This is a genomic window from Agrobacterium sp. SORGH_AS_0745 (genome assembly GCF_030818995.1).
Classification (GTDB): Bacteria; Pseudomonadota; Alphaproteobacteria; order Rhizobiales; family Rhizobiaceae; genus Agrobacterium; species Agrobacterium tumefaciens.
This window is the reverse complement of record NZ_JAUTBI010000003.1, coordinates 2,041,896-2,054,398: the sequence shown is the minus strand read 5'-3', so window position 1 is coordinate 2,054,398 and position 12,503 is coordinate 2,041,896. Positions and strand designations below refer to the sequence as shown.

Sequence of the window (12,503 nt, the reverse complement as noted above, 5' to 3'; positions counted from 1 at the left end):
TACGTGGCTGTGGCACATCGCGGGCAATCGTGAATGCGGATGTGACATGACATGAACAAGACAAGCCTCGGTGTTATCTACGGCATGATGGCGGGCGCTCTCTGGGGTGCGATCTTTCTCGCCCCGAAACTCGTACCGGATTTTTCCGCCCTGCAACTGTCGACGGCCCGTTACCTGACATACGGGCTGATTTCGCTCATCATCATCGGACCGCGCCTGAAACGGGTATCTGCCCATTTCGGTGCGCGCGAATGGATCGCGCTCGGCTGGCTGAGCATGATCGGCAACATCGCCTATTATGTCTTCATATCAACGGCGGTGAAACTGAGCGGCGTTGCCTTCACGTCCATCATCATCGGCTTCCTGCCGGTTGCCGTCACCATCATCGGCACGCGCGATCATGGCGCGGTATCGCTCAAGCGTCTGTGGCCGTCGCTCGCCTTTGGCGCAATCGGCATTATCGGCATATCCTGGCAGTCGCTGACGGAAAGCGATGCGGGGCTGGATGTATCCCGCCTCATCGGGCTGGCCTGTGCGCTTGGCGCGCTCGCCTCATGGACGGCCTTTGCGGTTGGCAATGCCCGCTGGCTGTCACGCCTTCATGATGTCAGCGCCGACGACTGGAACATGATGACGGGTGTGGTGACCGGCGGGCTGGCGCTGGCGCTCGCCATACCGGCCTTCGCTTTCGGCGGGGAAAGCCATAGCTCCAAGGACTGGCTGCATTTTGCGGCCATCGCCGCCGGTCTGGGTTTCACCGCATCCATTCTCGGAAATGCTCTCTGGAACCGCATGAGCCGCCTGCTGCCGCTCACCATGGTTGGGCAGATGATCCTGTTCGAGACGCTCTTTGCCTTGCTCTATGGTTTCCTCTGGGAAGGTCGTGGACCAACAATCGTCGAAGTCCTGGCGATTTGCTCAGTCGTGCTGAGCGTCATCCTGTGCATGCGCGCGCATCGGCCGGAGAAGGTTGTGGCCTGACTTCAGGTGAAAGCCGCAACGTCATCCTCGGGACAAGCCCAAGGATGACGTGTGAGAGAAATTGCCCGCCCCGCCCACTTACTCCGCAGCGGCCAGAAGCTTCTTCTCGCGGGCTGCGCGCAGGCGTGCAAAATCGTCGCCCGCGTGGTGGGAAGAACGCGTCAGCGGGCTGGAGGAGACCATCAGGAAGCCCTTGGTATAGGCGACCGTCTCATAGGATTTGAATTCCTCCGGCGTGACGTAAGCCTCGACCTTGTGGTGCTTGCGTGTCGGCTGCAGATACTGGCCAATCGTAAGGAAGTCCACGTCAGCACTGCGCAGATCGTCCATCAGCTGCAGCACTTCGTTGCGCTCTTCGCCAAGGCCGACCATGATGCCTGATTTGGTGAACATGGTGGGGTCCAGTTCCTTGACGCGCTGCAACAGGCGCACGGAATGGAAATAACGCGCACCGGGGCGAACCGTGAGGTAATTGCCGGGAACGGTTTCCATATTGTGGTTGAAGACATCGGGCTTCGCCGCGACGACACGCTCCAGCGCGCCGGGCTTCTTCAGGAAGTCCGGGGTCAGAATTTCGATGGTGGTGTTGGGAGACGCAGCGCGGATCGCCCAGATCACCTTTTCGAAGTGCTCCGCGCCGCCATCGGCAAGATCGTCGCGGTCAACCGAGGTAATGACGACGTGGCTGAGTCCCATCTGCTTGACGGCCTTGGCGACGTTTTCCGGCTCGTCCATGTCAAGCGCATTGGGCTTGCCGGTCGCGACGTTGCAGAAGGCGCAGGCACGGGTGCAGATCTCACCCATGATCATGAAGGTCGCGTGTTTCTTGTCCCAGCATTCGCCGATATTTGGACAGCCGGCTTCCTCGCACACCGTCACAAGCTTGTGACTGCGCACCAGTTCGCGCGTCTCGTGGTAGCCCTTGGATGTCGGCGCCTTGACGCGGATCCATTCCGGCTTGCGCATGACCTCGGTATCAGGCCGATGGGCCTTTTCCGGGTGGCGGATACGCTTTTCTTCGGACGAAGTCCTGTCGAGAATAGTGACCATAAGAAACCTGTTTCTATCGCTTGCCGCGATCATCACATTTATTGACGCGATGCTTTAGAACAATTCCAGAAAAAGCGTAAGCCCCTTCCGGGCACGAAGCCTAGTCAGCGCCGTACCAGCTTAGCCATGAACAACAACAGGCTGGCGCCGATGAAGGACGTTACGAAATAACCGAGCCTGCTGTCCTGTACGAAAACGTCGAAGGTTCTCAGCACCGCAACGGCAACCACCGAACCGACGATGCCGAGAACTATATTCATGAAGATGCCGAAACGCATATCCATGAGTTTGCCGGCGAGCCAGCCGGCAAGACCGCCGATGATGATTGCCGCAATCCAGCCGATATTTTCCATTCCCGCGCTCCCTTATAGAACCAGCGTTGAGACATATGGGACACCCGGCACGGTTAGACAATGCCGGGCATCACGGGGCACTCATGCGTTCAGCACACGTCCGTAGGCGTCGAGCACGCTTTCCTTCATCGACTCGGAAATGGTCGGATGCGGGAAGATCGTGTGCATCAGTTCCTCTTCGGTGGTCTCGAGGTTCATGGCGACCACGAAGCCCTGAATGAGTTCGGTGACTTCCGCACCAACCATGTGCGCGCCGATCAATTCGCCTGTCTTCTTGTCGAAGATGGTCTTGACCATGCCCTGATCTTCACCGAGCGCCACGGCCTTGCCGTTGGCCGCAAAGGAGAAGCGGCCGACGCGAATATCGCGGCCCAGTTCCTTCGCCTTGGCTTCGGTGAGACCAACAGAGGCGACCTGCGGGTTGCAATAGGTGCAGCCGGGGATCTTGAGCTTGTCCATCGGGTGAACATTCGGCAGACCGGCGATCTTTTCAACGCAGATCACGGCCTCATGCTCGGCCTTGTGGGCGAGCAGCGGCGGGCCGGCGACATCGCCGATGGCGTAGACGCCAGGCACGTTGGTCTTGCCGTAACCGTCGATGACGATGAAGCCGCGATCGGTCTTCACGCCGACGGCCTCAAGGCCGATGCCTTCGATGTTGGCGACGACGCCGACAGCCGAAATCATCCGGTCAGCGGTGATCTTCTCGGAAGAACCGTCCTTCTTCTCGAGCGTCGCAGTAACCGAATTAGCAGCCTTCTCGACCTTGGCAACCTTGGTTTCCAGATGGAACTTGATGCCCTGCTTCTCCAGCTGCTTCTTGGCGAAGGCAGAGATCTCCGCATCTTCGACCGGCATCACCTGGCTCATGATTTCAACGACGGTAACGTCGACACCCATGGTGCGGTAGAAGCTGGCGAATTCGATGCCGATGGCGCCGGAACCCATGACGAGCAGCGACTTCGGCAGTTCTTCCGGCTTCATTGCCTCGAAATAGGTCCAGATCAGCTTGCCATCCGGTTCGATGCCTGGAAGCGCGCGCGGGCGGGCGCCTGTGGCGACGATGATGTGCTTGGCGGTATAGGTGCCCTCGCCGAGCGTGTTCTTCGGAACCGGGCCCATCGGTTCGACGGGCTTCTTCTGGGTCTTGGAAACCACGATTTCACCGGGCTTGGTGATCTTGGCCTCGCCCCAGATGATATCGACCTTGTTCTTCTTGAACAGGAAGCCGACGCCGTTGTTCATGCGGTGCGCGATGCCGCGCGAACGATCAACGATCGCCTTGACATCAGGCTTGATCGAGCCTTCGAGCGTCAGGCCGTAATCCTTGGCGTGCTGAGCCGTATGCAAGACATCGGCGGTGCGCAGCAGCGCCTTGGTGGGAATGCAGCCCCAGTTGGAGCAGATGCCTGCGAGGTGCTCGCGCTCGACCACGGCAACCTTCATGCCGAGCTGGGCTGCGCGAATCGCGGCAATATAACCGCCCGGTCCCGAACCGATGATGATGACGTCATAAGATTGAGCCATAGGTATCCTGCCTTGTCCTATCGGGTCACGGCATGCCGTTCCGAAACGAGAATTGTTGTCAAAGTCCGAGCATCATGCGAACGACGGGCTCCAGCCCGCGCCCGATGGCCCGCGTGTTTTCAGCATCGAGATGAACGCCGTCTACGGGCGTCGTGCGGGCAACTGACCCCGCATCGAAAAATCCGCAATCGAGATCGTCGGCCAAATCCCGGTAGACCGGCGCGAGCATCGCCGATTCATCGATCGCATCGCGAAAGATAGCGCCCATCACGGGGTTGGCCGTTTCGCACAGTTGCGGCGGCGCGACGATCAGAACATCCGGCGCTTCCCAGTCCGGCACCTGCCAGACATGGTTGCGCACCAGTTTGACCAGCCGCTCCACACCCTTCATCGCGACGATGGCCGAGCCATGAATCGACGGTTTCAAGTCGTTGGTGCCGAGCATGATGATGACCAGATCAAGCGGCGCGTGGCTGTGCAGAAGCGTCGGCAAGAGCCTTGCGCCGTTGCGATCGCAATCAGCGGTATGATCATCATAGGCGGTGGTTCGTCCACCCAGCCCTTCGTGGATCACCTTCACATCAGGCCCGAGCGCCTTTTGCAAGACGCTCGGCCAAAGATCGTCATGGCTGTGCCGGCCACCCGTTTCCGCATCTGATCCCCATGTCAGGGAATCGCCAAAGCAGAGGACCGACTTCACCATCTCACTCTCCGATCAAACCAGCATGCCCATCGGGTTTTCGATATAGCGCTTGAAGGCACCGATCAGCTCGGCTCCGAGCGCGCCATCGACGCAACGGTGGTCGGTAGAGAGCGTAACCGTCATGACATTGGCGATCTTGATCTCGCCGTTCTTCACGACAGCACGCTGTTCGCCCGCGCCGACTGCCAGAATGGTGGCGTGCGGCGGGTTGATGACGGCGGAGAAGCTCTTGACGCCCATCATGCCCATGTTGGACACGGCCGTCGTGCCGCCCTGATACTCCTCGGGCTTCAGCTTGCGCTCCTTGGCGCGCTTGCCGTAGTCCTTCATCTCGTTGGAGATGGTGGAGAGCGACTTCTCTTCCGCCTTGCGGATGATCGGCGTGATCAAGCCACCCGGAATGGAAACGGCAACGCCGACATCCGAATGCTTGTGCTTGACCATGTTGCTTTCCGTCCAGGAGACGTTGGCATCAGGCACATCGCGCAGCGCGAGAGCCAGCGCCTTGATGACCATGTCGTTGACCGAAAGCTTGTAGGCGGGCTTGCCGTCCTTTTCGGGAGCGGCGGCGTTGAGCTGGGCGCGCAGCGCCAGAAGCGTATCCAGTTCGCAATCCACCGAAACGTAGAAATGCGGAACGGTCTGCTTGGATTCGACCAGACGCTTGGCGATGACCTTGCGCATACCGTCATGCGGCACCAGTTCGTAAGAACCGGGTTCGAACAGCTTGAGAACAGCTTCTTCGGACGGGCCCTTGGCAAGTGCGGCAGCCGGTGCGGCTGCGGATGCTGCGGCGGCAGGAGCTGCCTTCGCACCACCGGAAGCGGCGGCCTTTTCCACGTCTGTCTTGACGATGCGGCCATGCGGGCCTGAACCGGACACAGCCGTGAGGTCGAGACCGGCTTCCTTTGCGAGACGGCGCGCAAGCGGCGAAGCGAAGATGCGCTCGCCGGATTTTGCAACCGGGGCCGGGGTGGAAGGTGCGGAGGCCTGGTCGGCAGCTGGCTTTTCAGCCTTGGCCGGGACAGCTTCTTCCTTTGGCGCTTCGGCCTTTGCAGCTTCCTGATTCGGAGCCTCGGCTTTGGCCTGGGACGCGGCAGGAGCAGCATTGCCACCCTTTGCTGCCTCAGCCACATCCTCGCCATCGGCGGCGAGGATAGCGATCAGGGCGTTGACCTTGACCGCTTCCGTGCCTGCGGGAACCACGAGCTTGGCGACCGTGCCCTCATCGACGGCTTCCACTTCCATGGTTGCCTTGTCGGTCTCGATCTCGGCGATCACGTCACCGGGTGCGACCTTGTCGCCTTCCTTGACCAGCCACTTGGCCAGATTGCCCTCTTCCATGGTGGGAGAAAGGGCAGGCATGGTGATGTTTATCGGCATCGAAACGCCTCCCCTTACTTGTAGCAGACGGTTTTGACAGCCTGAACGACTTCATCGACGTTCGGCAAAGCCAGCTTTTCGAGGTTTGCCGCGTAAGGCATCGGAACGTCTTTGCCGGCAATCGTCAGGATCGGCGCATCGAGATAATCGAAAGCGGCACGCATGACCTGGTTGGCGATGAAGTCACCAACCGATGACTGCGGGAAGCCTTCCTCGACGGTGACCAGACGACCGGTCTTCTTGACCGATTCGATGACGGTGGGCAGATCCATCGGACGGATGGTGCGAAGGTCGATCAGTTCGACGTCGATGCCGAGCTTTTCGAGTTCCGCAACAGCCTTGATTGCGTAGGTCATGCCGATGCCGAAGGAAACGATCGTCGCATCCTTGCCCTTGCGGTGAATGCGCGCCTTGCCGATCGGCAGCACGAAATCGTCGAGCTTCGGCACTTCGAAGCTCTGGCCGTAGAGAATTTCGTTCTCAAGGAAGATGACCGGATTCGGGTCACGGATGGCTGCCTTCAGGAGACCCTTGGCGTCCGCTGCCGTGTAGGGCATGACGACCTTGAGGCCCGGAATATGGCTGTACCATGCGGCGTAACATTGCGAATGCTGAGCGCCAACGCGGGCAGCAGCACCCGAGGGGCCACGGAACACCATCGGCGCACCCATCTGGCCGCCCGACATGTAAAGCGTCTTCGCAGCCGAGTTGACGATCTGGTCGATCGCCTGCATGGCGAAGTTGAAGGTCATGAATTCGACGATGGGCCGCAGGCCCGTCATTGCCGCACCGACGCCGATACCGGCGAAACCGTGCTCGGTGATCGGGGTGTCGATAACGCGGCGCTCGCCGAATTCCTGCAACAGGCCTTGGGTAATCTTGTAAGCGCCCTGATATTCGGCGACTTCCTCACCCATGACGAAGACTTTTTCGTCGGCGCGCATTTCTTCGGCCATGGCGTCGCGAAGCGCTTCACGCACCGTCGTCATCACCATTTCCGTGCCTTCAGGAATATCCGGATCGGCAGCGACTTCGATCTTAGGTGCTGCCGGAACCTTTGCGGCTTCCTTGGCTGCGCTCGGCTCCTCGGATGCTTCGCGGGTCTTGCCGCCTGCGGCATCCGAATCGGAATTTGCAGCTTCAGCCTTCGGCTCTTCCTTCTTGGCGGAAGAAGAGATGTCGGCAGCGCTTTCGCCTTCCTGGATGAGAACGGCGATCGGCGTGTTGACCTTGACGCCTTCGGTGCCGGCGTCGATCAGCAGCTTGCCGATAACACCTTCATCCACAGCTTCCACTTCCATGGTCGCCTTGTCGGTCTCGATCTCGGCAATCACGTCGCCGGATGTGACCTTGTCGCCTTCCTTTTTAAGCCATTTGGAAAGCGTGCCTTCCTCCATGGTCGGGGAAAGGGCGGGCATAAGAATTTCTACTGGCATGGGTTTCCCCTTTCCCGATCAGAGCAGAATGTCGGTGTAGAGCTCGGATACATCCGGCTCTGGGTCGTTCTGGGCGAAGTCTGCGCTATCGGCGACAATATCACGGACATCCTTGTCGATGGCCTTCAACTCGTCTTCGCTTGCCCAGCCCTGCTCCAGAAGCCGTGCCTTGACCTGCTCAATCGGGTCATGTTCGGAGCGCATCTTCTGCACTTCGTCTTTCGAACGGTATTTCGCCGGGTCGGACATGGAGTGACCACGGTAACGGTAGGTCAGCATTTCAAGAATGATCGGACCCTTGCCAGAGCGGCAATGTTCCAGCGCCTGATCGGCGGCGGCCTTTACGGCGCGCACATCCATGCCATCCACCTGGATGCCGGGAATGCCGAAGGACTGGCCGCGCAGCGAATAGTTCGACTGTGCGGTGGCGCGGGCGGTCGAGGTGCCCATGGCGTAACGGTTGTTTTCAACGATATAGATGATCGGCAGTTTCCAGAGAGCGGCCATGTTGAAGCTCTCGTAGACCTGACCCTGGTTGGCGGCGCCGTCACCGAAATAGGTCACGGAGACATTGTCGTTGCCGCGATATTTATTGGCGAAGGCAAGACCGGTTCCGAGCGAAACCTGCGCACCGACGATGCCGTGGCCGCCGTAGAAATGTTTCTCCTTGGAGAACATGTGCATCGAGCCGCCCTTGCCTTTCGACAGGCCGCCCTTGCGACCGGTCAATTCGGCCATGACGCCACGCGCGCTCATGCCCAGAGCCAACATATGGCCGTGGTCACGGTAAGCGGTGATGACCTGATCGCCTTCCTTCTGAGACATCTGCATGCCGACAACAACGGCTTCCTGACCGATGTAGAGGTGACAGAAACCACCGATGAAGCCCATGCCGTAAAGCTGGCCGGCTTTTTCCTCGAAGCGACGGATGAGAAGCATCTCACGATAGGCGTGAAGCTCTTCTTCCTTCGAAAAGTCCGGGCTGTTCTTACCGGTGAATTCGCCTGCAGCCTTTGCCGTTGTCTTTCGGCCGGATACGGACGCGGTTTTTCGCGGCGCCATTCATCCCTCCCTGAGTTGCCGTTTGAATGGATAGATTGGCGCGTACCATATGCAAGAAAATGCCATGCAGCAATGCTTTAAACGCATGGCACATATTCACGCTAAAGTGCTGTGAATAAATCACAAATCATTAATTAACTTGATTTCGGTTAATTAGAAGTAGGTATTCATGATGACAATTTCGTCCGTACGGGACATATTCAACTGATAACGGGAAATCTCGTCAATCATGTCACGTTCGAGAGAACCGTCGCTCAATAATTCGACCTGCCGCTCCAGCGCAACGCGCGCCTGCGTCAGCTTGGCAAGCTCTGCCGTTCTGGCAATACGCTGCCGCTCCAGCCGCTCCGTCGCCTGAAGGCCGAAGTCGCCGTGGATGGAATGATACCCGAAATAGGAAAGAAAAGCGATCGTAATGGCCGGAACGATTAAACGGCCGAATCGTCTCTTTTTATGATGTCTGGTCCACATGCCGGAGAGAAGCCTTAAAACGCATAATGTGAGTCTCGAGACTAATGCGGATTGTTTAACTATCCGTTGACCTTAAAATTCCGCGCGGCTGATAGGCGCAAAAAAGCCCGCCAGAGGCGGGCTAATAATGACGACGATATCAGAGAGAGTTCGTTATGCCGAGCGTGATCCCGCATCAAGCCACAGCGCGTCTTCGCCGTGAAAAGAGTCCTTTCAACCCAGGGACCTGGGCTGACTGAACCCCGGATCAACTCGGGAGTGAGCAGTGCGGATAAACCGCCCATCCCTGAGACTGGCCCGCCAGGCGGCGGGCCATATCGCGAAACCCGAACGCGAATTATCCGCGCAGGATCGAACGGCCGGCGTAAGCAGCCTGTGGGCCCAGCATTTCTTCAATGCGGATAAGCTGGTTGTACTTTGCGAGCCGGTCGGAACGGGCAAGCGAGCCGGTCTTGATCTGACCGCAGTTGGTTGCGACCGCGAGATCGGCGATGGTGGAATCTTCCGTTTCGCCCGAACGGTGCGACATGACGGCGGTGTAACCTGCCTTGTGCGCCGTTTCGACTGCGTCCAGCGTCTCGGAAAGCGAACCGATCTGGTTGACCTTGACGAGGATGGAGTTGGCGACACCCATCTTGATACCGTCGCGAAGGCGGGCGGAGTTGGTGACGAAAAGATCGTCGCCCACCAGCTGGCACTTGTTGCCAATGAGATCGGTCAGCGCCTTCCAGCCATCCCAGTCGTCTTCAGCCATGCCGTCTTCGACGGAGATGATCGGATATTTCGCCACGAGTTCGGCCAGGTATTCGGCCTGCTCGATCGGCGAACGGGTCTTGCCTTCGCCTTCATAAACGTAATTGCCGTTCTTGAAGAATTCGGTCGCCGCACAGTCGAGACCGATGAACATGTCGTCGCCCGGACGGTAGCCAGCCTTTTCGATCGACTTCATGATGAAATCGAGTGCTGCCGGCGCGCTTTCGAGACCCGGTGCAAAACCGCCCTCATCGCCTACATTGGTGTTGTGGCCCTGTGCGGACAGTTCTTTTTTCAGCGTATGGAAGACTTCGGAGCCCATGCGCACGGCTTCGCGAATATTTTCTGCGCCGACCGGCAGGATCATGAATTCCTGGAAGTCGATGGGGTTATCGGCATGCGCGCCGCCGTTGATGATGTTCATCATCGGAACCGGCAGCAGATGCGCGTTCGGGCCGCCGACATAACGGTAAAGCGGCAGGCCGGAGGCTTCAGCGGCAGCCTTCGCAACGGCGAGCGACACGCCGAGGATGGCGTTGGCGCCGATGCGCGACTTGTTCGGCGTGCCGTCGAGCGCGATCATCATCTGGTCGATCTGGATCTGGTTTTCAGCGTCGAAACCGCCAATCGCGTCGAAGATTTCTGTATTGACGGCTTCGACCGCCTTTTCCACGCCCTTGCCGAGATAACGCTTGCCGCCATCGCGCAGCTCAACCGCCTCATGCGCGCCGGTGGAGGCGCCGGAGGGAACGGCGGCACGGCCCATGGAGCCGTCTTCGAGATAAACGTCGACTTCAACGGTCGGATTGCCGCGGCTGTCGAGAATTTCGCGCGCGATGATATCGGTAATGGCAGTCATGGTCTCTCCCTTGGGAATGGAACAGATATTTTCCGTCGCCTGTCTTAGACGATGGCGAAGAAATTACAATGACGGTGGGCAGCGGAAACGGCCCGCCCGCCATTAAAATCGATTGGCACAAAAGTGCCCGCCGTCACGGTCAGCCGATCAGGCTTTCGTAATCGCGTCGAAAGCCAGAAGCTTTTCGAGCAGTTTCGGCATGTCCTTCAGGTGGACCATGTTCGGGCCGTCTGACGGCGCATTGTCCGGATCCTCATGGGTCTCGATGAAGAGACCAGCCACGCCAACCGCAACGGCCGCACGCGCCAACGTCTCGACGAATTCGCGCTGGCCACCTGTGGAGCCGCCCTGCCCGCCCGGTTGCTGCACCGAATGGGTGGCATCGAACACGACAGGTGCGCCGAGCGCTGCCATGATCGGCAAAGAGCGCATGTCGGAAACCAGCGTGTTGTAACCGAAGGACGCGCCGCGCTCGCACAACATCACATTCGGATTGCCGCTCTCATTGAGCTTGGCAAGCACGTTCTTCATGTCCCAGGGCGCCAGAAACTGGCCTTTCTTGACGTTGATGACGCGGCCGGTCTTGGCGGCAGCAACGAGAAGATCGGTCTGGCGGCTGAGGAACGCCGGGATCTGCAGCACGTCCACTACCTCGGAAACGATGGCGCATTGCTCTTCCGTGTGGATGTCGGTCAGAACAGGAAAACCGAATTCCTTCTTGAGATCGGCAAAAACCTGCATCGCGTTATCCAAACCGATGCCGCGTTTTCCGGAAAGCGAAGTGCGGTTCGCCTTGTCGAAAGAGGACTTGTAGACAAGCCCTATTCCCAGTTTGTCGCAAAGCTCCTTCAGGACGCCAGCGATCATGAAGGCATGTTCGCGGCTTTCCATCTGGCACGGACCGGCAATCAGCGAAAACCGCTCGGCATTCGAGAATGAAACCTTGCTGGCGCCATCGCCGGCGGTGACTTTAAGATTGTTCGTAACGCTCATCATTTTTCCTCGAAGGCGAAGGCAACACCCTGACCAGGTGCTGCGGGCACCACCAGACGGCCGTCCGCTTTTGCGCAGGACACGCCATTAGCAGCAAGCACCGCCTCTGTCACGGCAAGATCGTGTGACGAAAAGACGATGCCCGCGCCGCGCAATCCGCCTTCGTTGCCATCCTGAGCATTCAGGGCCTGCCCGCCGAAAGGCGGTTTTCCGGGCAATCTGATGTTGGCATTGCCGGTCGCGAAAACCATATCACCGCCCGGAGACCATTTGCCTTCACAGCCAAACACTGTCTCGATCAGGCCCGCCACCTTCATATTGCCGCCGGAAAACAGGACGATTTCACTCAGGCCGGTGACACCATTGGCGTGGCGCTCCAGCATGGTGCGATCGCCCGGAAGGGCTTGAAGCCGTTGACAACTGAACAAAAAGAAATCCGCGGCCGCCCCGCTTGCCGCAAAAGCCAGCCGGAACGCCGCCTCGCCTTGCGAGCCATCCGGCATCCGAACAGGCCGCGAAAACTCGAAAACATCGCCCGCCGAAAGGCCGGCTGCCCGAAACCGCTCATGGTCAACCAAGGCGTCTTTAGTCCTGGCGACAAGAGCCGAAAAACCCTCCTGCCCGTCCCGTTGCCGGAAGGCCACATCCCTGCCGGTGAACACATCACCCCTCTCTATTGACGCGTTATATTTAGCCGGATCAGCAATTGCGAGCGGCTCCAGATAGGTGCCATCGGCGAAAAATACGCAGGCATTTTGGGTGCCGAAAGGATGCAGAGCCTCCGGCGCAACCGTAAAGCCAAGACTGACGAGGCGCTTCACGGCGACGCCTATGACTTCCACGGGCAAAACGAGATGGTCAACGCTATAGGGTTTCGTCATGAAAATGTATCCTGCTGGCCTTCCGCCCGGAGCATGCCGGGACGGTTTTGA

12 protein-coding genes are annotated in these 12,503 nt (G+C 58.9%); 1 reads left to right on the top strand and 11 read right to left on the bottom strand.

Annotated elements, in window-relative coordinates; all coding sequences use genetic code 11:
- The first annotated feature begins 51 nt into the window (after positions 1-51).
- Positions 52-981 carry a DMT family transporter gene (locus tag QE432_RS19750; RefSeq protein WP_019565544.1) on the top strand — a complete coding sequence of 310 codons (930 nt, stop codon included), beginning with the start codon at positions 52-54 and terminating at the stop codon, positions 979-981.
- A gap of 78 nt (positions 982-1,059) precedes the next feature.
- Here QE432_RS19750 and lipA read toward each other — a convergent pair whose 3' ends face one another.
- From lipA to QE432_RS19695, 11 genes are all read right to left on the bottom strand, one after another.
- A complete protein-coding gene (gene lipA, locus QE432_RS19745) occupies positions 1,060-2,031 on the bottom strand; it encodes a lipoyl synthase (RefSeq protein ID WP_003512887.1) in 972 nt (323 codons plus the stop codon).
- 104 nt (positions 2,032-2,135) lie between these two features.
- Complete coding sequence (locus QE432_RS19740) at positions 2,136-2,384, bottom strand: GlsB/YeaQ/YmgE family stress response membrane protein (protein ID WP_003512885.1); 249 nt, start codon at positions 2,382-2,384, stop codon at positions 2,136-2,138.
- An 81-nt stretch (positions 2,385-2,465) separates the two neighbouring features.
- On the bottom strand, positions 2,466-3,911 hold the full coding sequence (lpdA, locus tag QE432_RS19735; protein ID WP_013636031.1) for a dihydrolipoyl dehydrogenase: 1,446 nt from the start codon (positions 3,909-3,911) through the stop codon (positions 2,466-2,468).
- A gap of 58 nt (positions 3,912-3,969) precedes the next feature.
- Positions 3,970-4,614, bottom strand: coding sequence for an SGNH/GDSL hydrolase family protein (locus tag QE432_RS19730; protein WP_003512881.1), 645 nt, complete (start codon positions 4,612-4,614; stop codon positions 3,970-3,972).
- Between the two features lie 12 nt (positions 4,615-4,626).
- Positions 4,627-5,997: a pyruvate dehydrogenase complex dihydrolipoamide acetyltransferase gene (locus QE432_RS19725; RefSeq protein ID WP_306625388.1), complete on the bottom strand. Its 1,371-nt coding sequence runs from the start codon at positions 5,995-5,997 to the stop codon at positions 4,627-4,629.
- A gap of 14 nt (positions 5,998-6,011) precedes the next feature.
- Positions 6,012-7,433, bottom strand: a complete 1,422-nt coding sequence (locus QE432_RS19720) for a pyruvate dehydrogenase complex E1 component subunit beta (protein ID WP_003512876.1) — start codon at positions 7,431-7,433, stop codon at positions 6,012-6,014.
- A gap of 18 nt (positions 7,434-7,451) precedes the next feature.
- Positions 7,452-8,495, bottom strand: a complete 1,044-nt coding sequence (gene pdhA, locus QE432_RS19715) for a pyruvate dehydrogenase (acetyl-transferring) E1 component subunit alpha (protein ID WP_003512874.1) — start codon at positions 8,493-8,495, stop codon at positions 7,452-7,454.
- A gap of 153 nt (positions 8,496-8,648) precedes the next feature.
- Positions 8,649-8,966 carry an FtsB family cell division protein gene (locus tag QE432_RS19710; protein WP_003512872.1) on the bottom strand — a complete coding sequence of 106 codons (318 nt, stop codon included), beginning with the start codon at positions 8,964-8,966 and terminating at the stop codon, positions 8,649-8,651.
- Between the two features lie 337 nt (positions 8,967-9,303).
- The gene (eno, locus tag QE432_RS19705) at positions 9,304-10,578 is read right to left on the bottom strand and encodes a phosphopyruvate hydratase (RefSeq protein ID WP_003512870.1); all 1,275 of its coding nucleotides are present in this window, start codon (positions 10,576-10,578) and stop codon (positions 9,304-9,306) included.
- A 147-nt stretch (positions 10,579-10,725) separates the two neighbouring features.
- Positions 10,726-11,571, bottom strand: a complete 846-nt coding sequence (gene kdsA / locus QE432_RS19700) for a 3-deoxy-8-phosphooctulonate synthase (protein WP_060724147.1) — start codon at positions 11,569-11,571, stop codon at positions 10,726-10,728.
- Complete coding sequence (locus tag QE432_RS19695; protein ID WP_111795838.1) at positions 11,571-12,452, bottom strand: VOC family protein; 882 nt, start codon at positions 12,450-12,452, stop codon at positions 11,571-11,573. Before QE432_RS19695 ends, kdsA begins: the two co-directional genes overlap by 1 nt.
- Positions 12,453-12,503: the final 51 nt, after the last annotated feature.